Below are 23,015 nucleotides of genomic sequence, written 5' to 3' on the forward strand. Positions count from 1 at the left end.
TAGGTCTATCCTGATTCACACAGGAAGATAGTCGCGAGAGCGACGTCGCCCACCGACCAATCATGTCACGTTTCGCAACAGGAAAGCATCGATGACCGAACGCCGGGCACTTCGTGGATTACTGACGCTCGTATTAGCCTTGGGCGTAGCCGCAGGAACACTCACTCTTGCCCAGGCTGCCGGGCCAACCAAGATCAAGTTTACCCTCGACTGGAAAATCCAAGGTCTGCATGCGTGGTACTACTGGGCGAAGGCCAAAGGGTACTTCAAAGATGAAAATCTCGACGTGACGATCGATCAGGGCGAAGGCTCGGCGGCGACCGTCACGCGGATCATGTCGGGCGCTTATGATGCCGGCTTCGGCGATATCAACGCCATCATTCAGAATGCTGCCACCAAGCCGGACGATGCACCGGTGATGGTCTACATGATCTATAACAAGACGCCGTTCGCGCTGCTCAGCAAGGCGGATGGACCGATCAAAACTCTCAAGAATCTCGAGGGATCCAAGCTTGCCTCGCCTTCCGGCAGTGCGTCGCTGAAACTACTGCCGCTGCTCGCCAAGCAGAACGGCATCGATTACAGCAAGATCAGCATTCTGCAGGTTTCGCCGGCCTTGCAGGAACAAATGCTGCTGCAGGGCCAAGTGGATTCAATCGCGGTGTTCGCGGCCACCAGCTATCTCAACCTGGTGTCGCTCAAGGTCGATCCCGACAAGGACTTCCGCTGGAATTTTTATTCTGACGCCGGCCTCGACCTCTATTCCAACGGCGTAATGGTGTCGCAGAAGCTGCTGAAGGAACATCCGGAGGCGGTGAAAGGTCTGCTGCGCGCCATTAACCGCTCGATCAAGGAAACCGTCCAGGCACCGGACGCCGCCATCGACCTGCTCGCCACCGAGGAACCGCTGATCAAGAAGGATATCGAGAAGCGGCGCCTGACCTACGTTTACAACAACTTCATCAACACGCCAGAGGTCGGGGATCTGGGCCTCGGCGAGCTCGATCAGAAGCGCCTGACTTCAGCGATCTCCACCATCGTCACCTCGTTCGAACTGCCGCGAACACCGAAGCCCGACGACGTGTTCAACGATACGTTCCTGCCGGCCAAGCCCGACCGGATGCCCCCGACCATCGCGCCGTAATGACAACGGCTCGCTCCACCGGCGCGCCGCGTCGCATCACCTGCGCTCATGTGCTTGGCCCGGACGGGCCGATGCCCGGCGCACAGGTGATCGCGCTGCACGACGGCAAGATCCAGTCGATCGCGCGGACAACTGAAGCAGCAGAGTCGATCATGGCGCTGCCCGCTTTGGTCAATGCCCACGACCACGGCCGCGCGGTCCGCACCAGCTCCATCGGCGCCGACGCCAAGCCGCTGGAGTCCTGGATCCACTATCTCGCATTGTTTCCTGCGGTCGATCCCTATGTAGCGGCCTGCGTCGCGTTCGCCAGCAGCGCGCTGGGCGGTGCCGGTATCGTCATGAACCATTACACCCGCGTGCAGGGCTTCACTGATCTGCCGACCGAACTGGCCGAGGTATCGCGCGCGGCACGCGATGTCGGCGTGCGCGCCGGCCTCGCCGTGGCAATGAGAGATCGCAATCCTTTGGTCTACGGTCCCTCGGAACCTGTGCTGGCAGCGCTGCCGCCGGACGTTCGGGCGGAGATCGCGCAGCGCTTCACGCGTCCGCCGCTGTCACCGCGCGATTACATGACGCTAGTGGACGAGATTGTCTCCGCCGCCGATGGCCCGACATTCGATGTGCAATATGGTCCCAATGGCGTGCAGTGGTGCAGCGACGCGCTGTTGCAGGCGACCGCCGACGCCTCGGCACGCACCGGCCGCCGTGTCCACATGCATCTGCTCGAGACCAAGTATCAACGCCAGTGGTGCGACGCCAATTATCCTGGCGGCGTAGTCCGCATGCTGGACGAGATCGGTCTGCTGTCCCCGCGGCTGACGCTGGCACATTGCGTCTGGGCCCGGCCCGATGAACTCGAACTCCTGGCCGAACGGGGCGTCGTCATTTCGGTCAATACCAGCTCCAACCTGCATCTGCATTCGGGGCTGGCCCCCATGACCCGGATGTGGACCGCCGGATGCCGGGTCGCCCTCGGCATCGACGGCAAAGCATTCGACGACGACAACGATGCACTGCGCGAGCTCCGACTGTCACATCTGCTTCATGCCGGCAGCGGTTTCGATCAAGTCGTGACCCGCCACCGGGCGCTGCATGAAAGCGTAAGCAACGGCCGCTTCGCCGTCACCAATATCGCCAACGACGGCGGCCTGCGCCACCGCGCCGATGCGGACATGCTGCTGCTGGACTGGAACGCGCTCAACGACGACGCGCTGCGTAGCGATCTCGACCCGATCAATCTCCTGTTCTCGCGGGCAACCGCGCGCCATATCCGGGAGGTGATCGTCGCCGGCCACACGATCGTGCGCGATGGGCATGTCGCCGGGATCGACTTCACGGCAGCGCGGCAGGAGATTCTGGCGCAAATGCGCGCCGGCATGCCCTCTGGCCAGAACCTGGCTGGGGCCCTCGCCGCGCTCGACGGCGTGATTGCGGCAAGCCTTTGCGGATGCTGCTGACGCGCCTGCGCCTCGCGGCTCTGCAAGCGCCGGCCCGAACAACGCGTTATCTGGACGATTCCGGTGAGGCCTTTTTTGCACCGCTTAAGCAAAAAGATAGCAGCAGATAAGCGCACTCGGATAGGCTTAACTTGTTCCTGAGGGCGGCCGCAGGCAGAGACACCCCACCGGCCGATCGTGTCACTCTTCTCAACAGGAACACACCGATGACCGGACGCCATGCATTTCGTGGATTGCAGACGCTTGCCCTGACACTGATCGTGACGGCCGGATCGTTTGTCGCCGCGCAGGCCGACACCAAGATCAAGATGGTCCTGAACTGGAAGTATGAAGGTCCGCAGGGCATGTTCTTCCTGGCGCAGGATCGCGGCTACTTCAAAGCTGAAGGCCTCGACGTCAGTTTCGACCAGGGTAACGGCTCTGGTGCGGCGGTGCCGCAGGTCGCCAACGGGGCCTATGACATGGGCTTCGGCGACATCAATGCGCTGATCGAACTTGCCGCCAGGAAGCCGGACGAAGCGCCGATCGGCGTCTACCAGATGTACAACCGCCCGCCTTTCACCGTGGCCGTGAAAGCCGATAGTCCAATCAAGACCCCCGCCGATTTCGTCGGACGCAAGCTCGGCGGTGCGGCCAACGACGGCGCGCTGAAGCTATTCCCGGCGCTCTGCGCGGCGACCAAGATCGACTGCAGCAAGGTCGAGGTGACCAACATGCAGCCGAATCTGCGCGAACAGATGCTGATGAAGGATCAGGTCGATGGCGTGTTCGGCTACATCACCACCATCCGCTTCAGCGCCAGGCTGATCGGCATCGATCCTGAAAAAGAGATTCGCTTCATCAAGTTCGGGGACTACGGCATGGATCTGTATTCCAACGCCATCATTGTCTCGCGCAAGTTTGCCAAGGAGAACCCCGACGCCGTGAAGGGCTTCCTCAAGGCGCTCAACCGTGGCGTCAAGGATGCCATGGCCGATCCCAAAGTCGCCATCGAGGCGGTGCAGAAGCGCGAACCGCTGATCAAGCCGGACATCGAACGCGCGCGCCTGGAAGCCACGCTGTCCGACGAAATGACTTCGCCGGAAATTTCAAAGATCGGCCATGGCGACATCAGCGACGAACGCATGAGCAAGGCGATCGACATCCTCGTCAGCGCCAAGGAGCTGCCACGCACGCCGAAGGTCGGCGACGTATTCGACCGCAGCTTCATGCCGCCGCTGGCCGATCGCCCAACGGCCATCAAGGCCGCGATGTAACGACGAACCGGCCCCTCAGCATCATCGCCTCTCAACCGTCATTGCGAGCCCTGGCGAATGGGCGAAGCCAATTCGTTGGGCGAAACAATCCAATCTTCCTGCGCTCATGGCTTCTGGATTGCCGCGTCGCCTTTGCTCCTTGCAATGACGTGGAGGGGCCAGAGCAAACGACCCAAGAAAGACAGCACCATGAAACTCTCCCTCGAAAATCGCGTCGTCATGATCACAGGCCCCGCCAAGGGTATGGGCGCCTCCATCACCCACGCCTTTGCCGAACAAGGCTGCAAGCTGGCGCTGCTGGGCCGCGATACCTCGGCGATCGAGCCGGTTGCCGCCGAGGTGAAAGCCAAGGGCGGCGAGGTGATCGTCATTCCCTGCGATCTCACGAAGTCCGAGCAATGCGAGGCCGCGGCGGAGAAGACCAAGGCGACGTTCGGCGGGCGCATCGACATTCTTGTCAATGTCGCCGGCGGCTCCGGCCCGATCGGCAAAACGGGGGTGCAAACCACGCCGGAGGAGTTCGACGAGATCGTCACACTCAATATGAACGGTTGCTTCCACTCCATGCGCGCGGCGTTGCCGACCATGATCGATCAGCGCTACGGCAAGATCGTCAATGTTGGCGGCACCTTCGGCATGCGCGGCCGCGCCGGCCGCATGGCCTACTCGGCCTCGAAATGGGGTCTGCGCGGCATCACCAAGAGCTTCGCGCTCGAGGTCGGCCCGCACAACATCAACGTCAATTGCGTGGCGCCTGGCATGGTCGATGGCCCGCGCTTTCGCGACAAGGTCTGCCGCGACATGGCGCTGAAGCTCGGCATCACCGAACAGGAAGCCGCCGAGCGTCACGCCATGGACTACGCGCTGCGCCGCGTCACCGTCGATGCCGACGTCGCCAATGCCTGTCTGTTTCTGGCCAGCGACGTCTCGCGCCAGATTACCGGCGTCGACCTGCCGGTCGATGGCGGTTGGGCCATGCTGTGAGCGAGGGGGCTAACATGAGCGACAAGGTCGATCTGGTCATCAATGGCGGCACCATCGTATCGCCCGATGCAAGTTACGGGGCTAGCATCGCCATCAAGGACGGCGTGATCCACGCCATCGGCGCGCCGGAGGCGATGCCGCCGGCGACGCAGATACTCGACGCCACGGGCCTTCATGTTCTGCCCGGCGCCATTGACGTGCACGTGCATTTCCGCGACCCCGGCTATCCGCAGAAGGAAGACTTTGCCAGCGGCACCGCCGCCGCGGCCTTTGGCGGCGTCACCACCGTGTTCGACATGCCCAACACGCTGCCGACCATCAACAATGCGGAAGCGCTGGCCGACAAGCACAAGATCGCTTCTGCCAAGGCCTATGTCGACTACGGGCTCTATGCGGTGCTGGGCGAAGACAGCATCGAACATGTCGACGCGCTGATCGATGGCGGCGTGATCGGCTTCAAGCTCTATATGGGCAACACTTTCGGCCGCATCCCCTCGCCGACCACCGGCGCGATGCTGGAAGCCTTCGAAGTGGTGGCCCCGACCGGCAAGCGCATCTCGCTGCATGCCGAGACCAATTCCATCATGGAGCGCCGCGAAGCACGGCTGCGTGCCAGCGGACGCATCGAATCGATCGCGCATCTGGCAGCACGGCCCGCCGTCGTCGCCGTCGAGGCCGTCGCTCGCGCGGCGATCCTCGCCGAATGGACCGGTGCGCGCATCCACGTGCTGCACATTTCCTCCGCTGCCGAATTGCAGCCGCTGGCCGAAGCCAAGGCGCGGGGCGTCGACATTACCGGCGAGACCTGCCCGCAATATCTGCTGCTGTCGGAGACCGATTACGACAAATTCGGCGGCGTCGTGCGCGTCAATCCGCCGGTGCGCGAAAAGCCCAACCAGCAGCCGCTGTGGAACGCGCTGATGGATGGCACGATCGATATGATCGCCACCGACCATGCGCCACATGCACCGGACGAGAAGACCCGGCCGGACATCTGGACCGTCGACTGCGGCTTTCCCGGCGTCGAGACCCAGATGCCGCTGATGCTGACCGAGATCAACAAGGGCCGCGCCACCATCAACGACTACGTGCGCTGGAGCGCCGAGAGCCCCGCCAAGATCTGGGGCCTGTATCCACGCAAGGGTACGCTGACGGTGGGATCCGATGCCGATATCGCCATCGTCGACCTCAAGCGCGAATGGACCGTCGACGACGCGATGATCCAGTCGCGCGCGAAGATTTCGCCGTGGCATGGCCGCAAGGCCTCGGCACTGCCGATCCATACCATCGTGCGCGGCCGCTTCGCGATGAAGGACCGGATCTTGCAAGAGGAAGCCCGCGGCACCGGGCAATCGGTGCATGCGATCCAGCAGATGCCGCCGGCGATGCCGGCCAACACCGACTCGACCATGGCCGCGATCACCTCCGTGCAGAAAGCCTGACCCGATGAACGCACCGCTCGCCCACCCAAAGCCCCGCGCTGCGGACAATGTGATCGAGCTCGAAAAGGTGCGCGTCACCTTCGGCACGGCGAAGAACGCCGTGACCGCGCTGGTCGAGACGTCGCTACGCATAGACAAGGGCGAATTCGTTGCCCTGGTCGGTCCGTCCGGCTGCGGCAAGTCGACGATTCTGAAACTGGTGGCCGGCACGCTGAATGCAACCCAGGGCAACGTGTTCGTTGCCGGCCGCGAAATCGGCGCGGGCGCGGCACGAATCGGCATGGCGTTCCAGAACCCCACGCTGCTGCCGTGGCTGAACATACGCGACAATGTGATGTTGCCGCTCAAGATCGTGCCGCCGTTCAAGGAAGCGTTCCGCGCCAAGCGCAAGACCGAATATCGCGACCGCGTCGAGGCCTCTCTGACGCAGGTCGGCCTCGGCGGCTTCGGCGACAAATTTCCCTGGCAGCTCTCCGGCGGCATGCAGCAGCGCGCCTCGTTGTGCCGGGCGCTGATTCATGATCCGACCTTGCTGCTGCTCGACGAGCCGTTCGGCGCGCTCGACCAGTTCACCCGCGAGGAGTTATGGGAGATCATGCAGAACCTGTGGATCGAGAAGCGCCCGACGGTGCTGCTGGTCACCCACGACCTCAAGGAAGCCGCCTATCTGGCGTCGCGCATCTGCGTGATGCAGGCGCGGCCCGGCCGCATCGTCGATGACAGCGCGGTGCCGTTCGCGCGGCCGCGCACCATCGACGTGTCGTTCGAGCCGGATTTCGTCACGCTGACCCAGCGCCTGCGCCAGCGCATCGTCGCGGCTCGCGCCGTTCAGGAGATCGTGTCATGAGCGAACGCGTCCGCCGCCAGGTCATGTCCACCGCCTGCATCATCGGCTTCTTCGTACTGTGGGAATTGTTGTGCCTGATGTTCCATGTCTCGGACATCGTGCTGCCGCGGCCGAGCCAGGTGCTTGCGACGCTCTGGACGCGCTTCCCCGCGATCTGGCCGCATGCGCTGCAGACGCTGTACACAACCATGGTTGGGTTCGGCTTCGGCATCGCGATCGGCATTCTCCTGGGCATGCTGATCGGCTCGTCGAAGCTGGCCTATGACGTCGCCTATCCGATGCTGGTGGGATTCTCGTCGATCCCGAAAGTCGCGGTGGTGCCGATCTTCGTACTGTGGTTCGGCGCGGGCACCGTGCCGGCGATCCTCACCGCGATGATCATGTGCATCTTTCCGATCGTCGTGAACGTCGCCACCGGCCTTGCGGCCACAGAGCCCGAATTGCAGGATGTCATGAAGACGCTGCGCGCGACCAAGCTGGAAATTCTGTGGAATGTGGGGCTGCCGCGCACCATGCCGTACTTCTTCGCCTCACTGAAGGTGGCTGCGACGCTGGCTTTCGTCGGCACGGTGATTTCAGAGACCGTGGCCTCCAATCGCGGCATCGGCAATCTGATGATGATCGCGTCGTCCAGCTTCGATGTGCCGCTGGTGTTCGCCGGCCTGTTCATTCTGGCTGCATTGGGCGTCGGTTTGTATATTGTGTTCTCGCTGATCGAGGCGCGCGTCACCGGCTGGGCCGTGCGCAGCGACAGTTTCGCCGCCGGCGGCTGAACACAGGACATTCCATGACGCAGACACTGCTTCCGAGCCCGACGACCGTTCATTGGGGTTATTTCGACGCCACGCTGAAGCCGATCGCCACCATCGATCCCGGCGAGACGGTCACGATCACAAGCGTCAGCGGCACGCGCGAGAACCTCCCGACAGAAGCGGGCATGACCATCCGCCCCGAACTTGTCGCCATCCTGGATGCCGTCACGCCAGAACTCGGGCCGCATATCCTCACCGGACCCGTCGCCGTGCGCGGCGCCCAACCGGGTGACGCATTGCGTGTCGAGATCCTTGATGTCCAGCTCGCGGATGACTGGGGCTATACGCTCTTCAAGCCCGGCATGGGCACGCTGCCCGACGACTTCGACTATTTCCGCCGCGTCCATATCGGACTTGATCGAGCTAATGGCGTGGTGAAGACGCCATGGGGCATCACGCTAAAGGCGCTGCCGTTCTTCGGTGTGATGGGTACCGCGCCGAAACCTGCGGTTGGCCGGGTCAGCACGACCATGCCCTCGCATTTTGGCGGCAATATCGACAACAAGGAGCTCGGTGCAGGCTGCGTTCTCTATCTTCCTGTCTGGACCGAGGGTGGCCTGTTCTCCTGCGGTGACGGTCACGCCGTGCAGGGCGACGGCGAAGTCTGTGTGACCGCCGTCGAGACCGGCCTCACCGGCACGTTCAAGATCGATCTCGTCAAGAATGCGCAGTTGGAGGCACCCTATGCCGAGACGAAGGATCACCTCATCTCGATGGCCTTCGATCCCGATCTCGACGAAGCCGCACGTATCGCGCTCCGCCGGATGGTCAGCATGATCGTCGCACGCACAACACTGACGCCCGACGATGCCTATATGCTCTGCAGTCTCGCCGCCGATGTCCGCGTCACCCAGCTGGTCAATCTCGACAAGGGCATCCATGTGATGATGCCGCATGCGGTGCTGAACCAGTCGAAGGGCTAAACCGCGCGCTCGGCCGGCTCAAACGCGACCTCTTCGTCGTCGATCTTGTCGACGAAGGTCGCCGGCACGAGACGCTTGCGATTGATGGTGAGATCGAACACGTCGAAACGATTGTAATAGCCGACCACGTCGTGGAACTGCTTCGGCTCGATGCAGCGGCGCAGGTCGAATTCGGCATAGGCGATGCCCTCCTCGTCCTGCAGCATGTCGCCGAGCACTTCGCCGGTCGGGTCGACGAAGAAGCTGGCCGCGCGCTGCGTGCGATCGATCACATCGACCACATCGGGATCCCGCGCGATCAGGAAGTCGCGCATTGCCTTGTCCATATAACCGGCGGTGACGATGCCGAAAGCCTTGGCCTCGAAGGAATGCGCGCTGGCACGAATGCGATTGGCGGCGACATTGTTGAAATTACCGCCGCTGCTCGGCTTACGCGTAGGCCACATCGGCGGCCAACTCGAAATGTGGATCTGCTCGGCCTGCGCCATCAGCGTATAGCGTGCCAGCGGATTGGTGTTCTCCCCGCAGATAAGATTGCCGACACGGCCCACGGGCGTATCGGCGACACGGAGGCCCGCGCCATCGCCGGCAGCCCAGATCAGCTTCTCGTAGAATGTCGGCACCAGCTTGCGATGATGGTTGAGAATGTTGCCGTCGGGCCCGATCAGGACATTGCTGTTCCAGATCAGGCCGACGCTGACCGGCGAGCTTTCGCTGATGCCCATCGAGACGGTCACGCCAAGCGCCCGCGCCTCGTTGCGCAAGGCGGCCATTTCCGGACCTGCAATCGAGACCGACTGTTCGGCCATCGTCACGAACAGATCGTGATTCTCGATCGGCGCCCATAGGGCTGCCCAGACCGGGAAGGCCGGGATATAGGTTTCAGGAAATGCGATCAGCTGCGCGCCTGCGGCAGCAGCCTCGCGAATGATCGAAATCGCCTTCGCCGTGGTGGCCGCGCGATCGAGAAATATCGGCGCAGCATGGACCGCAGCGACTTTAACCTGTGACGACATCGTCATTCTTCCTCTTGCATCGATGCAGCGATGTCTCAGGCTCGTCGAAGGCCCGGAAACGTCGCTGAACCATGTTCGAGGAGGAACCTACCCATTCGGAGCCGCGGGACCACGGGGCATTTCTGCAACCCGGGGTGCACGGACCACTATGCTTCGAGGGTCGGGCCTGGCTGGGCGCCTCGCTTCACCACGTCTGGTTTCGGGAGTTATCGCCGATGCCGTAGCCATAGCTTGTCGGCGCACTCGCATAGGAATCCATCAACCGCACCGGCGGAGCAACGGAAGGAACAGTCACGCGAGCGGGAGCATTGACACGTCGCTGCTGTACACGGCGGGCTGCGCTGATATCGGTCGATAGCCGGGGATCTCCGATCCAGCGATAGGCCTTGTCCGATGCCGCCGAGCTCTCCGCCATGGAGGTCAGCATCACGAAAGCTACGGATGCGGGCACCAAGAGCCACCGCCGGGCCGATTTCATCATCGTCTTGCGCGCAGACATTTGAGCGATCCTTTCATCATGGTTGAGGTAGCGAGATATCTTCGGGTGGAGCGTCGATGCGAACTATTCGTCAAAGGCGGGAACGATCATGCAAGCGTCCGTGGCCCGTTTCTGGATACTCCCCGAGCAGCATCACTGCTGTGTTGCGAGTGCGGACATCATCATGTTGTCGCGGCGCCAGACGTTGGGGCTGGCCCCGGTCGCGCGGCGAAACTGGCGGCACATGTGGGCCTGATCGGAGAAGCCACAATCGATGGCGATCTCGCAGAGTGACTTGCTGCTGGATGTCATCAGCTCCATCGCACGCGTCAGACGGCGGGAGACGATATAGGCATGGGGAGATTGGCCAAAGGTGGTCTTGAACGCATTTGAGAAGTAGCCGCAACTCAGGCGAGCGAGACTCGCGAGATCCGATACTTGGATCGCCTCATCCAGATTTGAATCAATGTGGCGCTTGATCCGCTCCGCCTGCCAGCGTGCGAGGCCGCCCCTCGCGGGGCTGACGGACGACGGTTGGGAGGGCGCCTCGAGCAGCGATGCAGCCCGCTTGATGCAGCGAAGAGCCGCACCGACATCCGATCCAATCGCTTGCCGTGCATCTAGCAGGAGCTGGGCGACCGTCGTAGAACTTGCGTCAGACAATACACCGGCAAACGAGTCAGAATTCTGGGACTGTGAATCGAGCAGCATATCGGTCTCCTTTGGGTGGTGAATGACATCGACATCGCGATGACTTCGACGATCCAAGGATGAGAGATTCCGGCCGCGCTAACCATTCTACGAGGATAGAGATTCAAGAAACGAAGGTAATCCCGCCCTATACCAAGGTTTATCCTGGGCGAGACGCCACCGACTTCAGACGACTTCACCATTCCCTGCAGGACGCACGCCCTGCTTCCTATTTTGCGGCTCAAATGACCAATTCTGATCGGGTGCACCGCCCCTCACAGCTGCCCATGGCCATTGCGACAGCTATCCTTGCTGCAGGTATTTTCGCGTTCGACGCCTTCAGCACATTCGAGATCGCTGTCGCGGCGCTTTATATCGTCGTGCTGCTGATGGCGCTCCGTTTCACCAATGTCATGGGCATCATCCTGATCGCCCTCGGTTGCATCGGCCTGACAATCCTCGGTTATCTGATCGGTCACGCGAACGACCCCAATGAGGGAGCAATGTTGCGCGGCGCCGTCAGCGCGCTCGCCATTGCCATCGCCGCCGTGCTCTGCGTCCAGATCAGGATGTCGGACGCAAGGCTTCGGCAGAGCGAAGAGCGCTATCGCAACATCTTTCAAGGCACGAGTGTTGCCATCTGGGAGCAGGACTTCACGGAAGCGGCCAATGCCTGCGCGCCGATTCTGCAACAAGGCATTCCCCGATTGCGCGACTATCTCATCGCCAATGAGGGCTTCCTCAAACATTGCCTGTTTCTGGTGCGAACCCTCGACGCGAATGACGCCGCGAAGCAATTGATCGGCGATCTCGACCAGAAGAACGTTCAGCAGTCCTGGGATGCAGCACTTGAGCCGGAGACCTTGGTCGCCTTTCGCGAAATCCTGCTCGCATTTCTTGCGGGAGAAAGCTCATTCACGATTGAAGCGGCCATCCGTGCCGTCAACGGCGAGTTGCGCACTACCATCGTCACGGCAGCCTTCCCCACCGATCGGTCTCGCTCCGTCCTGATCAATTCGCTCGATGTCACCGCCAAGATCGCAGCCGAGCAAGCACTCCAGCAGAGCATCGCAGAACTCACCCGCGTGTCGCGCATCGCGACCTTGGGTGCCTTGACGGCATCGATCGGCCACGAGGTCAATCAGCCACTTGCCGCCGTGGTGACCAATGCAGAGGCGGCCTTGCGCTGGCTATCGCGGGAACGGCCCGATCTCGGCGAAACCACGGCCTGTCTCAAGGAAGTCGTGCAAGAGGGGCGCAGGGCCGGCGACATTATTCACCGGCTGAGGTCGCTCGCCGTGAAGGGCGAGTTGGCGCGCGGTCCGGTCGACGTCAACGCCATCGTCACGCAGGTACTGGCGATGGTTCAGCGCGATCTGGCACAGCACCAGATTTCAGTAGCCCTCGACCTGACACCCGATCTACCCACCATCGCCGGCGACGAGGTGCAGCTTCAGCAGGTGCTGATGAATCTCGTCAACAACGCCGCCCACGCCATGAAGGCGAGTGCGACGAAGGAGCTGAGGGTGTGGTCGGCATTCGATGCGACGCGGGGAATTCTCGTCTCGGTACGCGATTCAGGATCGGGTATCCCGGACGACCATATGCAACGCCTGTTCGCGCCGTTCTTCACGACAAAGGCCGAGGGGATGGGCATCGGCCTCTCGATCTCCCGATCCATCATCGAGTCGCATCACGGACGCATCTGGGCGGAACGAAACGAGAGTGGTGGAACCACCTTTCATTTCGTGATACCGACGGCCACCGCAGAAGGATCCGGCAACCTTGCCTAACGACGCAGAAGCACCTTTGGTCGTCGTCGTGGACGACGAAGCCGCCATCCGCACCGCGGTTGGCAGTCTGCTGCGCTCGGTTGGATATGAAGTCAGTTTCGCCTCCTCTGCGGTCGAGCTTCTCGAGAGCGACATTCTCGCCAGGGCCAGCTGTCTTGTCCTCGATATCCGGCTGCCGATCGTCAGCGGCCTCGATTTTCAGAAGCGCCTTGCGGATCTCGGCGGCAATACGCCTATCGTCTTCATGACCGGGCATGCCGATGTGCCGATGACGGTCCGCGCCATGAAGGCCGGCGCCGTCGATTTTCTCGCCAAGCCGTTTCGCGATCAGGAAATGCTCGATGCCGTCGCGGGCGCTGTGGAGCGCGACCGCAAGGCGCGGCAGGAGCGCGACGGACTGGCCGATATCAAGGAGCGTTTCGGCACTTTGAGTGCGCGGGAACGCGAGGTGATGGAATTTGCCACCGCGGGGTTGCTGAACAAGCAGATCGCCGCAAAGCTGAACCTCAGCGAAATTACGGTTAAGATCCATCGCGGCAAGATGATGAAGAAGATGGACGCAAAATCCTTCGCCTCCCTGGTGCGCATGGCCGAGGCAATCGGCATGAAACCAGCTCCCGGTACCTCCCGATAAACCTCAGTATGATTTCGCTGCACGGCGTTATTTGACAATATTCTGGGCGAAACGGCTCAACACTGGGGTCGCTGTCAAAGCCGCCGTGTGGAGATTGCGTTGAACTCTGAACATGCCATTGCCATCATCGACGATTCCTCGTCGGTTCGCCGCGCGCTTGAAAGCCTGCTGCGATCGCTGGGCTTTATCGTCCTCAGCTTCGAATCCGCCGAAGCGTTTCTGACATCGCCGTCGGTGCTCGCTACGTCATGCGTAGTGACCGACGTCGAAATGCCGGGCCTCACCGGCATCGACCTCTATGAGCGCATGCGCTCGGACAAGAACCAGACGCCGGTCATTTTCATCACGGCCAATTCCGAAGAGAAAGTGCGCGCGCGACTGGGCAGCACGCCCTGCGTCCTCAACAAGCCGTTCGAAGTCGACGAACTAGCCGCCTGCATCAACCAGGCCATCGCGGCGCCATAGCCGCCCGCACCGCCCCGGTCGTCATGGCGCCGATCCCCCATGAATGACGGGCTCGCATGCCCTGCACGCCGTCACGCGGCGGTTTTAACCCGCGTAGGTGTCGGATAGTGTGCGCGCACTTACATGGGGGAATGACATGAGTTTGTCTGGAGTTTTTGCGCGCGTCGTTGCGGTCATCGGCGGCGCGGCGCTGCAGTGGCGCCGCCTGCAGGGCAATACACACGCGCCCGCCTGGGGCAGCGCGCCCGTTGTGCCAGAGGCCAAGCCGCAAGGCGCCATCCCCACATTGAAGATGCCCACCGCTCAGGGCTGGGCCGCGGGGCAGAAGCCAGTTGTCGCGCCCGGGCTCAAGGTCAACGCCTTTGCGACCGGCCTGAAACATCCGCGCTGGATCAACGTGCTGCCCAATGGCGACGTCCTCATCGCCGAGGCGACGCAGGTTGCCGGTCCCGTCCGCAACATGTTCGGCTATGCGATGCAGGCGACGATGCGGCGGGCCGCCGCGCTTGGCATCAGCGCCAACCGCATCACGCTGCTGCGCGACCGGGATGGCGATGGCGTCGCCGAGACCAGCCAAACCTTCATGGAGGGACTGAACCAACCCTTCGGTATGGCGCTGCTGAACGACACGTTCTATGTCGGCAATGTCGATGGCGTGGTGGCTTTCCCCTATGTGGCGGGCGCGGACAGCATCACCGCCCCGGGCAAGAAACTCACCAATTTCAAATCCGGCGGCCACTGGACGCGGAGCATCCTGCCGAGCCCGGATGGCAGCAAGCTCTATATCGGCGTCGGTTCGCTGAGCAACATCGCCGAAGGCGGCATGGAGGTCGAAGAAGGCCGCGCCGCCGTCTATGAGCTCGATATTGCGACGGGCAAGAGCCGCATCTTCGGCGCCGGCTTGCGCAACCCCGTCGGCCTCGCTTGGGAGCCGACGACCGGCGCGCTATGGACCGTGGTCAATGAGCGCGACGGCCTCGGCGACGAGACGCCGCCGGATTACCTGACCTCGGTGCGCGACGGCGGCTTTTATGGCTGGCCCTATTGCTACTGGGGCAAGACGGTGGATGACCGCGTGCCGCAGGATCCGGCACTGGTGGCCACTGCGATCACCCCCGACTATGCGCTGGGCGGCCACACCGCCTCGCTCGGACTGTGCTGGCTGCCGGCCGGCACGCTACCGGGATTTCCGGACGGCATGGTCATCGGCCAGCACGGCTCATGGAATCGCAGCACGCTCAGCGGCTACAAGGTCGTCTTCATCCCGTTCGTGAACGGCAAGCCGTCCGGGCCGCCGCGGGATATTCTGTCGGGCTTCCTCGCACCCGACGAGAAGGTGTCTTATGGACGCCCTGTCGGCGTCACCCTCACCCCGGACGGCGCGTTGCTGGTGGCCGACGATGTGGGCGACGTGATCTGGCGTGTGACGGCCGCGGCCTAAGGGCGCGGAATAGACCGGCAGGCTCGTGGAGCACGCGTTAGTCGCGCGCTCCACGCTCCGACCTTACTTCATTGTCGGCATCACGAATTCCGGACCTTGCGCAATGCTCGTTGGCCAGCGGCTGGTGACGGTCTTCAGGCGGGTATAGAAGCGAACGCCTTCCGGTCCGTGCATCGAGTGATCGCCGAACAGCGAGGCCTTCCATCCACCGAAGGAATGGAACGCCACGGGCACCGGGATCGGCACGTTGATGCCGACCATGCCGACGCGGATGCGATGAGCAAATTCACGCGCGACGTCACCGTTCTGCGTGAAGATGGCCGTGCCGTTGCCGTATTCGTTGTCGTTGATCATGCGCGCTGCTGTCGCATAATCCGGCGTACGCACCACGGCGAGCACCGGCCCGAAGATCTCTTCCTTGTAGATCTTCATGTCCGGCGTCACGTGATCGAACAGCGAACCGCCGATGAAGTAGCCGCCTTCATTGGACCGGAAGTCCCGGCCATCGACGACCAGCTTGGCGCCCTGTTCGACGCCGGAATCCACATAGCCGCGCACCTTGTCGAGATGCTGCTGGGTGACCAGCGGGCCCATTTCGGACTCGGCGTTGAAGCCTGAACCGACTTTCAACGCACGGATCTTTGGCTCAAGCTTGGAGATCAAGGCATCCGCCGTCTTCTCGCCGACGGGCACAGCCACCGAAATCGCCATGCAGCGCTCGCCAGCCGAGCCATAGGCGGCGCCCATCAGCGCATCCACGGCCTGGTCGATGTCGGCGTCGGGCATCACCACCATGTGGTTCTTGGCGCCGCCTAGAGCCTGGCAACGCTTGCCGGTGCTGGTCGCGGTCGAATAGATGTAGCGGGCAATCGGCGTCGATCCGACGAAGCTGATCGCTGCAACATCGGGATGATGCAGCAATGCATCGACGGCTTCCTTGTCGCCATGCACAACGTTGAACACGCCGGCTGGCAGACCGGCTTCGGCCAGCCATTCAGCAATCAGAAGCGATGCCGACGGATCACGCTCCGAGGGCTTCAGCACGAAGGTGTTGCCGCAGGCCAGCGCCACCGGGAACATCCACATCGGCACCATGACCGGGAAGTTGAACGGCGTGATGCCCGCGACCACACCAAGCGCCTGACGTACGCCGTAGCTGTCGACACGCGTGCCAACATTCTCGCTGACTTCGCCCTTCAGCAACTGCGGCGCACCGACGGCGAATTCGACGACTTCGAGGCCACGCTGGATTTCGCCCTTGGCGTCCGACAGGGTCTTGCCGTGCTCCGAGGTGATCACCGCCGCGAGATCGTCGATGCGGTCTTCACAGATGCGCAGGAATTTATTGAGAATACGGGCACGACGCAGCGATGGCGTATCGGCCCAGCTTTCGGCGGCCGCGCTTGCGGCAGCAACCGCGGCGCCCACTTCGGACGTGCTGGCCAGACCCACCTGAGCCGTCTGCTCGCCGGTGGCCGGGTTGAAAACCGGCGACGTCCGGCCGCTGCGACCTGCCACCTGCTGTCCGCCGATATAGTGCTTGATTTCCGAAGCCATCGAACTCTCCTTTGATGCTCCGGCGGTCTTGCGCCGCTTCCCCGGCCCGGACAACGCGAAGTATTGCGGCTTCGATGTGCAGCAAATAGAGTCCTACGATGGATTGGGACAAAGTTCGGATTTTCCTGGAAGTCGCCCGTACCGGCCAGATTCTCGGTGCCGCCAAGCGGCTGAAGCTCAACCACGCAACAGTCGCGCGCCAGCTCACTGCGCTGGAAAAAGACCTCAAGACAAAGCTCCTGAACCGGCAGACGACGGGCTCGTCACTGACGCCATCGGGGGTTGCGCTGCTCGCAGCGGCCGAGCGCGCCGAATCCGAACTGCTCAAGGTGGGATCGCAGCTGACATCGGCCGCCGATAAGGTGGCAGGCACGGTGCGGATCGGCGCGCCGGACGGACTCGGCAATTATTTTCTGGCCGACAAGCTCGGCAGCTTTGCCGCAGCCAATCCGGATCTTATCGTTCAGCTCGTAGCGCTGCCGCGCACCTTCTCGCTCGCCAAGCGTGAGGCCGATATCGTGGTGACACTGGAGCGCCCGGATGAGGGCAAGCTGATCTGCACCAAGCTCACCGACTATACGCTGAGCGTCTACGCGTCTGAGGACTATCTGGCTCGGTCGACGCCGATCCGCGAGCCCGGCGATCTCGCCTACCACCTGCTGATCACTTACATCTACGATATCATCTACAGCCGCGCGCTGGACTATGCATCGACCTTCAGCGAACTGATCACCCGCCGCTTCGAATGCGGCAGCGTGGTCGGCCAGCTTGAAGCGGTTCGTGCCGGCCACGGCGTCGGCATCCTGCACGACTACGCGGCGCAGCTTTATCCCGAGTTGAAGCGCATTCTGCCGGCCAGTCGCTTTACGCGAAGCTATTGGCTGGTCTCGCATCCAGACACGCATGACACGAGCCGGGTCCGCGAGGTACGGCGCTATATCGTCGCCAAGGTGCGCGAGGCGCGCAGCCAGTTCGTCGTGCAATAGCGGGCGTTACGCTCAGCTCGCGGAAACGACTGCGCCGAATTTGGTGAAGAACTCGCCGGCCAGTTTCTTGGCGGTGGAGTCGATCAGTCGCCCACCGAGCTGCGCCAGCTTGCCGCCGATCTGGGAATCGACCTCATAGTGCAGGATCGTTTCGTCGTCGCCCGCGGCCTCAAGCCTGATCGCCGCACCGCCTTTGGCGAAGCCCGCAACGCCGCCGGAGCCCTCACCGGTGATCCTGTAGCCGTTCGGCGGATCGAGATCGCTCAGCGTCACCTTGCCGCCGAATGTCGCCTTCACCGGCCCGACCTTGATCACGACTGTCGCCGTCATCTCGGTCGGTGACGTCATGTCCAGCACCTGGCAGCCGGGAATGCATTGCTTCAACACGTCCGGATCGTTGAGCGCGGCCCAGACCTTGTCGCGCGAGGCCGGAACGGTCTGGCTGTCTTTCATCTGCATGAGATCACCTGTCTGCGGGCATACGCGTCAAACCGCGCAATAACGTTCCTGAATTTCCTTATCGGCCAGCAATGCCGCGGAGCTGCTCTCATAGACGACCTCGCCCTGATCCATGATGATCGCGCGATCGGCGAGACGCAGCGCCCATTCCACATTTTGCTCGACCAGCAGCAGCGTGACGCCCTGATCGCGCAGCTTGCGGAACAACACACCCATCTCCTCGACCAACACCGGCATGATGCCTTCGGAAGGCTCGTCGAGCAGGATCATCTTGGGTTTGGCGATGGTGGCGCGGGCGATGGCCAGCATCTGCTGCTCGCCGCCGGACATGGTAACGCCTTCCTGATCGAGGCGCTCCTTGAGGCGTGGAAAGCTCTCCGCGATTTCCTCGATCGCGTCTTTCTCGTTGATCTGACCGCGGCTGGCGACGAGACCGAGTTGTAGGTTCTCGCGCACCGTCAGGCCCGGAATGATCCGGCGCTCCTCAGGCACATAAGCAAGCCCCAGCCTGAAACGATCATGGGCGGGCATCGACGTCAGGTCGTTGCCGTCGAAGGTCATGCCGCCCGTGGTTTTCGACATCAACCCCATGACCGAACGGATCGTCGTGGTCTTGCCGGCGCCATTGCGCCCGACCAGTGCGACGACTTCGCCCTGCGCCACCGAGATCGAGACCCCGTGCAGCGTATGGCTGGCGCCGTACCAGGCGTTCAGGTCTTTGGTTTCAAGCATAGCCATCGTTCTGTCCCAGATAGACGCGACGAACCTCGGGGTCCGTCTGAATGTCGTTCGGCGTGCCATCAGCGATCAGCCGGCCATGGTGCAGCACCAGAATCCGGTCGCTGAGGCCGAGGATCATCTTCATCTTGTGTTCAACCAAGAGGATGGTCCGCTCCGCCGCCAGCTTCTCGAGCAGCGCCACCATTTCCTTGGTCTCTTCCGGACCCATGCCGGCGGTCGGCTCGTCCAGCAACAGCACTTCCGGATTGGAGATCAGCGCGATGGCAATCTCCAACGCACGCTGCTGGCCGTGAGCCAGAAACTTCGCGGTCTCGTCGCGCTTGGCGACCAGTCCAACGGCTTCAAGCGCGGTATCAGCTCTTGAATCTAGCTCTGTGAACCTGTTGCGGTTGGTCCAGATATTGTAGCGCGAGCGACTGGCCTGCGCAGCGACACGAACGTTCTCGTGGACGCTCAGATCGGGAAAGATGTTGGTGATCTGATAGGAGCGCGCAATGCCGCGATGCACGAATTCATGCTGTTTCGTGCCCTTGAGATCGTCCCCCTTGAAGCGGATCGAGCCGCTGGAGGGCGTCAGCACGCCGGACAGCACATTGAAGAACGTGCTCTTGCCGGCGCCATTGGGGCCAATGATGGAGGTGACGCGGCCCGGCCGGAACTCCGTCGTCACGCCTTGCAGCGCGACGAAGCCGCCGAACCTCACTCCTATATCGTTGACGGCGAGAAGCGGCGCGTTCATCGCATGACCTTTGTGAGAAATGTGCCCCAGATGCCCTTAGGCAGAAACAGCACGAACAGCACGAAGATGGATCCGACGATGATCTGCCAGTGCGACGTCCACAGCGAGAACACGTCTTCCATCACCAGGAACACCAATGCACCGATGAACGGGCCGAAGAAGCTGCTGGCGCCGCCCAGCAGAGTCATCATCACGATCATGCCGGAGGACAGGTAGTGCAGCGAATCCAGCGGCACGAAGGCCAGATGCAGCGCCGACATAGTGCCGCCAAGCGCGCAGATCGTGCCTGACAGGGTAAATGACAACAGCTTGGTGCGCTCGACATTGTAACCGCAGGTCCGTGCGCGACGCTCGTTCTCGCGGATCGCCTCGATGGCGGCGCCGAAAGGTGAATTGAGAATGCGCGAGACCAGCCACAGTGCTGCGGCGGCGAACGCCATCAGCACATAGTATTTGTTGACCGGATCGAGGAAGTTAATGTCGAATCCGAACAGGTTGATCTTGTTGACAGTGAAGCCGCGCAATCCGTTCTCGCCACCTGTCCAGGACGGCGTCTGGAGCGCCACGTAATAGACCAGCTGCGCGAGCGCGAGCGTGACCATCGAAAAGTAGATGCCGCGCGTTCGCGTCGATAGCGCGCCCATGACGAAGGCCAGCAGCGCACCGCCAATAACGCCCATCAGCACCGCGAGATACCAGGGCACACCGAACTGGCCGATGGCGATGCCGGTGATGTAGGCCCCGGTGCCGACAAAGGCCGCATGGCCGAATGACAGCAGGCCGGTATAGCCGAATAGCAGATTATAGCCGACGGCGACCGTGCCGTAGATCAGGACGTTCACCGCCAACGCCTTGGACGGCAGCAGCCACGGCAGCAGGCATAGCGCGAGGATCGACAACGGAACGCGATACTTGGTCACGAGCGATTTGAAGCGCGCAGGCTTTCGCGCACTGGCAGAAGGAGAAACGGCGAGCGCCGGGGATGTCATGGTCCGCTCCGTTACGCGAGTTTGCCGAACAGGCCCTGCGGCCGGATCAGAAGAACGATGGCCATCAATGCGAACATCACGATGGTCGCCATTTCCGGTGCGAATAGCGCGGTCATGCTGATCACGACGCCGACCAGAAGACCCGCGATGATCGAGCCGACCAGCGAGCCGAGGCCGCCGATGACAGTCACGACGAAGGCTTCGGCCAGCACCAAGGCGCCCATCTCGGGATTAACTGACCGCATCGGGCCGGAGAGCACGCCGCCGAGCGAGGCGAGACCAACACCGAGCCCGAACACCAGCAGCCAGACCTTGCTGATATCGACGCCGAGCACCTTCATCATGGTTGGATCGCGCGCGCCGGCGCGCACGATCAGGCCGAATTTGGTCTTCTCCAGCCCCATCCACAGCAGCACCACGACCAGGAAGACGACGCCGACGACGAAGATGCGGTAGATCGGAAAGAAACCGACGCCGAGATCGACCACCCCGGTCAGTGATGACGGCGTCGGGAATGGAATGCCGTCACTGCCGAATACGATCCGCACGCCTTCCACCAGCACGTAGCTGAGACCGAAGGTGAGCAGAAGCGGATCGTCGATAGAACGGCCGTAAAGCGGACGTATCAGGACATATTCGATTGCCATCCCGAACACGCCGATCATGATGGGGGCAACGAGCAGCCCCCACCAGAAACTACCGGTCAATGAGGCGACCCACAGCCCGGCATAGGCGCCGACCATGAACAGCGCGCCATGCGCGAAGTTCACCACACCGAGCATGCCGAAAATGATCGACAGGCCGAGCGCGGTGATCACGAGGATCGCACCGAGGGCAACTCCGGAGAAGAGTTGCATCAGAATGAGTTCCGTATCCATGGACGACGAATGCTTTCGTTAGGCCGGGAAGCCGAGTTCAGTGCAGCTGCGCAGCACGTTTTCCGAAGCCGGCTCATTGGCCACGATGCTGAATAGATCGCTGTCGCCCTTCATATCGGCCTTCTTCTTGGACTCGAGCACGAGGACCGACTGGACCGACTGGTGATCGCATTTGCGATAATATTGCGGACCCTTGGCGACATCGTATTTCAGGCCTTCCAGCGCCGCGATCACCTTGTCGGTGTCGGTACCGCCAGCCACCTGCATCGCCTGCAGCAGCGACGAGACGCCGGTATAGCCATAGGCGCCGTAGTCGGTCGGGATCGCGCCGCCATTGGCCGCGCGATAGGCGTCGTTGAACGCCTTTGCGCTCGGCAACTGGCTCTCAAGGCCCCAATAGTAGTTAGAGCCGCCAACGACCCCTTCGAACACTTCCGGGCTCACCGCCAGCCGCTGGTTATGTAGCAGCACGGGCACGACGATCTTGGCCTGCTGCTTGAGGCCGAAATCCACCGCCTGCTTGATCGAATTGGCCTGGTCGCGGCCGAAATTGCTGATGCACAGGATATCCGGACGCATCGAGCGCAGACGCGGCATGAAAGTCGAGTAATCCGCAGCACCGAACGGGTGCATGATCTCACCAACGGTCTCGGCGCCGATCACGGCCTGCGCACGCTTGAATCCGCGCAGCATTTCATGGCCATAGGCATAGTCGGCCACGAGATGCGCAACCTTGGTGCCCTTCTTGAAGGCGTGCCGCGCCACCGCGCCTGCGGTCATTGTCGGATTGAGCGCTTCGTGGAACGTATATTTGCTGAAGTCCTTGACCTCGTTGATGGTGTCGGACTGACTGATTGAGACATAGAGCACGCCGCGAGCGCGAGTGACTTCATTGACCGCGAGCTGCACAGCGCTGGACAGCGATCCAACGATCGCATGCACCTTGTCTTTTTCGATGAGCTCGAGCGTGCGGGTCGCCGCCTCACCGCCATTGAGCTTGTCATCGCGCACCAGCAGCTCGATCTTGCGACCGTTGACGCCGCCCTTGTCGTTGAACTGCTTGACGGCGAGCTCTGCGCTCTTAACCTGATCCTTGGCTTCCGCCGCGAACGGGCCGGTCAGCGGTGTCGGAAAGCCGATGCGGATCGTGTCATCGGCCGCGCGTGCGATCCACGGCATGGCGACGACGCTCGCGCCCGTGCCGAGCGCGGCCAGCACATGGCGGCGCGAGATATGATTGCATTTGGTGTCTCGAATGTCCTTCGTCATGATGTCCTCCGTTTG

23 protein-coding genes are annotated in these 23,015 nt (G+C 62.2%); 13 read left to right on the forward strand and 10 right to left on the reverse strand.

What is annotated here, in order from left to right; genetic code table 11:
* Window positions 1-91 precede the first annotated feature (91 nt).
* From AB7951_RS26315 to AB7951_RS26350, 8 genes are all read left to right on the forward strand, one after another.
* Window positions 92-1,144, forward strand: a complete 1,053-nt coding sequence (locus AB7951_RS26315; protein ID WP_120287873.1) for an ABC transporter substrate-binding protein — start codon at window positions 92-94, stop codon at window positions 1,142-1,144.
* Entirely contained in the window at window positions 1,144-2,601 is a 1,458-nt protein-coding gene (locus tag AB7951_RS26320; RefSeq protein ID WP_120287872.1) for an amidohydrolase family protein, read from the forward strand. Before AB7951_RS26315 ends, AB7951_RS26320 begins: the two co-directional genes overlap by 1 nt.
* 206 nt (window positions 2,602-2,807) lie before the next feature.
* Complete coding sequence (locus AB7951_RS26325; RefSeq protein WP_120287871.1) at window positions 2,808-3,857, forward strand: ABC transporter substrate-binding protein; 1,050 nt, start codon at window positions 2,808-2,810, stop codon at window positions 3,855-3,857.
* 189 nt (window positions 3,858-4,046) lie between these two features.
* A complete protein-coding gene (locus tag AB7951_RS26330) occupies window positions 4,047-4,841 on the forward strand; it encodes an SDR family NAD(P)-dependent oxidoreductase (protein WP_089266670.1) in 795 nt (264 codons plus the stop codon).
* 14 nt (window positions 4,842-4,855) lie between these two features.
* Window positions 4,856-6,283, forward strand: a complete 1,428-nt coding sequence (gene allB / locus AB7951_RS26335; RefSeq protein WP_120287870.1) for an allantoinase AllB — start codon at window positions 4,856-4,858, stop codon at window positions 6,281-6,283.
* A gap of 4 nt (window positions 6,284-6,287) precedes the next feature.
* Window positions 6,288-7,130, forward strand: a complete 843-nt coding sequence (locus AB7951_RS26340) for an ABC transporter ATP-binding protein (RefSeq protein ID WP_120287869.1) — start codon at window positions 6,288-6,290, stop codon at window positions 7,128-7,130.
* Window positions 7,127-7,903 (forward strand): ABC transporter permease, encoded by a 777-nt coding sequence (locus AB7951_RS26345; RefSeq protein WP_068737726.1) that lies wholly within the window; start codon window positions 7,127-7,129, stop codon window positions 7,901-7,903. Before AB7951_RS26340 ends, AB7951_RS26345 begins: the two co-directional genes overlap by 4 nt.
* Before the next feature lie 14 nt (window positions 7,904-7,917).
* Complete coding sequence (locus AB7951_RS26350; RefSeq protein ID WP_120287868.1) at window positions 7,918-8,865, forward strand: acetamidase/formamidase family protein; 948 nt, start codon at window positions 7,918-7,920, stop codon at window positions 8,863-8,865.
* On the opposite strand, the gene AB7951_RS26355 is transcribed toward AB7951_RS26350, so the two are convergent.
* From AB7951_RS26355 to AB7951_RS26365, 3 genes are all read right to left on the reverse strand, one after another.
* Window positions 8,862-9,881 carry a carbon-nitrogen hydrolase family protein gene (locus tag AB7951_RS26355; protein ID WP_120288113.1) on the reverse strand — a complete coding sequence of 340 codons (1,020 nt, stop codon included), beginning with the start codon at window positions 9,879-9,881 and terminating at the stop codon, window positions 8,862-8,864. The two genes, AB7951_RS26350 and AB7951_RS26355, sit on opposite strands and share 4 nt — an antisense overlap.
* 184 nt (window positions 9,882-10,065) lie before the next feature.
* A complete protein-coding gene (locus tag AB7951_RS26360; protein WP_120287867.1) occupies window positions 10,066-10,380 on the reverse strand; it encodes a hypothetical protein in 315 nt (104 codons plus the stop codon).
* A 132-nt stretch (window positions 10,381-10,512) separates the two neighbouring features.
* On the reverse strand, window positions 10,513-11,070 hold the full coding sequence (locus AB7951_RS26365) for a helix-turn-helix domain-containing protein (protein WP_120287866.1): 558 nt from the start codon (window positions 11,068-11,070) through the stop codon (window positions 10,513-10,515).
* A gap of 266 nt (window positions 11,071-11,336) precedes the next feature.
* Here AB7951_RS26365 and AB7951_RS26370 point away from each other — a divergent pair, with 266 nt between their 5' ends.
* The 4 genes from AB7951_RS26370 (at window position 11,337) to AB7951_RS26385 (ending at window position 15,382) form a co-directional block, all read left to right on the forward strand.
* Complete coding sequence (locus AB7951_RS26370; RefSeq protein ID WP_441256090.1) at window positions 11,337-12,842, forward strand: ATP-binding protein; 1,506 nt, start codon at window positions 11,337-11,339, stop codon at window positions 12,840-12,842.
* A complete protein-coding gene (locus AB7951_RS26375) occupies window positions 12,835-13,476 on the forward strand; it encodes a response regulator (RefSeq protein WP_120287864.1) in 642 nt (213 codons plus the stop codon). Before AB7951_RS26370 ends, AB7951_RS26375 begins: the two co-directional genes overlap by 8 nt.
* A gap of 99 nt (window positions 13,477-13,575) precedes the next feature.
* The gene (locus AB7951_RS26380; protein WP_158596738.1) at window positions 13,576-13,941 is read left to right on the forward strand and encodes a response regulator; all 366 of its coding nucleotides are present in this window, start codon (window positions 13,576-13,578) and stop codon (window positions 13,939-13,941) included.
* Window positions 13,942-14,077: 136 nt separating this feature from the next.
* On the forward strand, window positions 14,078-15,382 hold the full coding sequence (locus tag AB7951_RS26385; protein WP_120287862.1) for a PQQ-dependent sugar dehydrogenase: 1,305 nt from the start codon (window positions 14,078-14,080) through the stop codon (window positions 15,380-15,382).
* Window positions 15,383-15,445: 63 nt separating this feature from the next.
* Here AB7951_RS26385 and AB7951_RS26390 read toward each other — a convergent pair whose 3' ends face one another.
* Window positions 15,446-16,939, reverse strand: coding sequence for a CoA-acylating methylmalonate-semialdehyde dehydrogenase (locus AB7951_RS26390; protein ID WP_120287861.1), 1,494 nt, complete (start codon window positions 16,937-16,939; stop codon window positions 15,446-15,448).
* A 98-nt stretch (window positions 16,940-17,037) separates the two neighbouring features.
* On the opposite strand from AB7951_RS26390, the gene AB7951_RS26395 reads away from it, so the two are divergent.
* A complete protein-coding gene (locus tag AB7951_RS26395) occupies window positions 17,038-17,925 on the forward strand; it encodes a LysR family transcriptional regulator (protein WP_120287860.1) in 888 nt (295 codons plus the stop codon).
* Between the two features lie 12 nt (window positions 17,926-17,937).
* Here AB7951_RS26395 and AB7951_RS26400 read toward each other — a convergent pair whose 3' ends face one another.
* Genes AB7951_RS26400 through AB7951_RS26425 form a run of 6 tightly spaced genes read right to left on the reverse strand, consistent with a single transcriptional unit; the run spans window position 17,938 to window position 23,000 of the window.
* A complete protein-coding gene (locus AB7951_RS26400; RefSeq protein ID WP_089266649.1) occupies window positions 17,938-18,384 on the reverse strand; it encodes a CoxG family protein in 447 nt (148 codons plus the stop codon).
* Window positions 18,385-18,411: 27 nt separating this feature from the next.
* Window positions 18,412-19,116 carry an ABC transporter ATP-binding protein gene (locus tag AB7951_RS26405; RefSeq protein ID WP_092140474.1) on the reverse strand — a complete coding sequence of 235 codons (705 nt, stop codon included), beginning with the start codon at window positions 19,114-19,116 and terminating at the stop codon, window positions 18,412-18,414.
* Window positions 19,109-19,864 (reverse strand): ABC transporter ATP-binding protein, encoded by a 756-nt coding sequence (locus AB7951_RS26410; protein WP_120287859.1) that lies wholly within the window; start codon window positions 19,862-19,864, stop codon window positions 19,109-19,111. The genes AB7951_RS26405 and AB7951_RS26410 overlap by 8 nt, the downstream gene beginning before the upstream one ends.
* Window positions 19,861-20,853, reverse strand: coding sequence for a branched-chain amino acid ABC transporter permease (locus AB7951_RS26415; protein ID WP_120287858.1), 993 nt, complete (start codon window positions 20,851-20,853; stop codon window positions 19,861-19,863). The genes AB7951_RS26410 and AB7951_RS26415 overlap by 4 nt, the downstream gene beginning before the upstream one ends.
* 11 nt (window positions 20,854-20,864) lie before the next feature.
* Window positions 20,865-21,731 carry a branched-chain amino acid ABC transporter permease gene (locus AB7951_RS26420; RefSeq protein ID WP_089266642.1) on the reverse strand — a complete coding sequence of 289 codons (867 nt, stop codon included), beginning with the start codon at window positions 21,729-21,731 and terminating at the stop codon, window positions 20,865-20,867.
* 18 nt (window positions 21,732-21,749) lie between these two features.
* The gene (locus AB7951_RS26425; protein ID WP_120287857.1) at window positions 21,750-23,000 is read right to left on the reverse strand and encodes an ABC transporter substrate-binding protein; all 1,251 of its coding nucleotides are present in this window, start codon (window positions 22,998-23,000) and stop codon (window positions 21,750-21,752) included.
* Window positions 23,001-23,015: the final 15 nt, after the last annotated feature.

This window comes from Tardiphaga sp. 285_C5_N1_2 (genome assembly GCF_052076065.1).
Lineage (GTDB): Bacteria > Pseudomonadota > Alphaproteobacteria > Rhizobiales > Xanthobacteraceae > Tardiphaga > Tardiphaga robiniae.

Coding starts and splice junctions, on each gene's coding strand:
- AB7951_RS26315 (WP_120287873.1), top strand. CDS start 92: ATGACCGAACGCCGGGCACTTCGTGGATTACTGACGCTCGTATTAGCC.
- AB7951_RS26320 (WP_120287872.1), top strand. CDS start 1,144: ATGACAACGGCTCGCTCCACCGGCGCGCCGCGTCGCATCACCTGCGCT.
- AB7951_RS26325 (WP_120287871.1), top strand. CDS start 2,808: ATGACCGGACGCCATGCATTTCGTGGATTGCAGACGCTTGCCCTGACA.
- AB7951_RS26330 (WP_089266670.1), top strand. CDS start 4,047: ATGAAACTCTCCCTCGAAAATCGCGTCGTCATGATCACAGGCCCCGCC.
- allB (WP_120287870.1), top strand. CDS start 4,856: ATGAGCGACAAGGTCGATCTGGTCATCAATGGCGGCACCATCGTATCG.
- AB7951_RS26340 (WP_120287869.1), top strand. CDS start 6,288: ATGAACGCACCGCTCGCCCACCCAAAGCCCCGCGCTGCGGACAATGTG.
- AB7951_RS26345 (WP_068737726.1), top strand. CDS start 7,127: ATGAGCGAACGCGTCCGCCGCCAGGTCATGTCCACCGCCTGCATCATC.
- AB7951_RS26350 (WP_120287868.1), top strand. CDS start 7,918: ATGACGCAGACACTGCTTCCGAGCCCGACGACCGTTCATTGGGGTTAT.
- AB7951_RS26355 (WP_120288113.1), bottom strand. CDS start 9,881: ATGTCGTCACAGGTTAAAGTCGCTGCGGTCCATGCTGCGCCGATATTT.
- AB7951_RS26360 (WP_120287867.1), bottom strand. CDS start 10,380: ATGTCTGCGCGCAAGACGATGATGAAATCGGCCCGGCGGTGGCTCTTG.
- AB7951_RS26365 (WP_120287866.1), bottom strand. CDS start 11,070: ATGCTGCTCGATTCACAGTCCCAGAATTCTGACTCGTTTGCCGGTGTA.
- AB7951_RS26370 (WP_441256090.1), top strand. CDS start 11,337: ATGGCCATTGCGACAGCTATCCTTGCTGCAGGTATTTTCGCGTTCGAC.
- AB7951_RS26385 (WP_120287862.1), top strand. CDS start 14,078: ATGAGTTTGTCTGGAGTTTTTGCGCGCGTCGTTGCGGTCATCGGCGGC.
- AB7951_RS26390 (WP_120287861.1), bottom strand. CDS start 16,939: ATGGCTTCGGAAATCAAGCACTATATCGGCGGACAGCAGGTGGCAGGT.
- AB7951_RS26395 (WP_120287860.1), top strand. CDS start 17,038: ATGGATTGGGACAAAGTTCGGATTTTCCTGGAAGTCGCCCGTACCGGC.
- AB7951_RS26400 (WP_089266649.1), bottom strand. CDS start 18,384: ATGCAGATGAAAGACAGCCAGACCGTTCCGGCCTCGCGCGACAAGGTC.
- AB7951_RS26405 (WP_092140474.1), bottom strand. CDS start 19,116: ATGCTTGAAACCAAAGACCTGAACGCCTGGTACGGCGCCAGCCATACG.
- AB7951_RS26410 (WP_120287859.1), bottom strand. CDS start 19,864: ATGAACGCGCCGCTTCTCGCCGTCAACGATATAGGAGTGAGGTTCGGC.
- AB7951_RS26415 (WP_120287858.1), bottom strand. CDS start 20,853: ATGACATCCCCGGCGCTCGCCGTTTCTCCTTCTGCCAGTGCGCGAAAG.
- AB7951_RS26420 (WP_089266642.1), bottom strand. CDS start 21,731: ATGGATACGGAACTCATTCTGATGCAACTCTTCTCCGGAGTTGCCCTC.
- AB7951_RS26425 (WP_120287857.1), bottom strand. CDS start 23,000: ATGACGAAGGACATTCGAGACACCAAATGCAATCATATCTCGCGCCGC.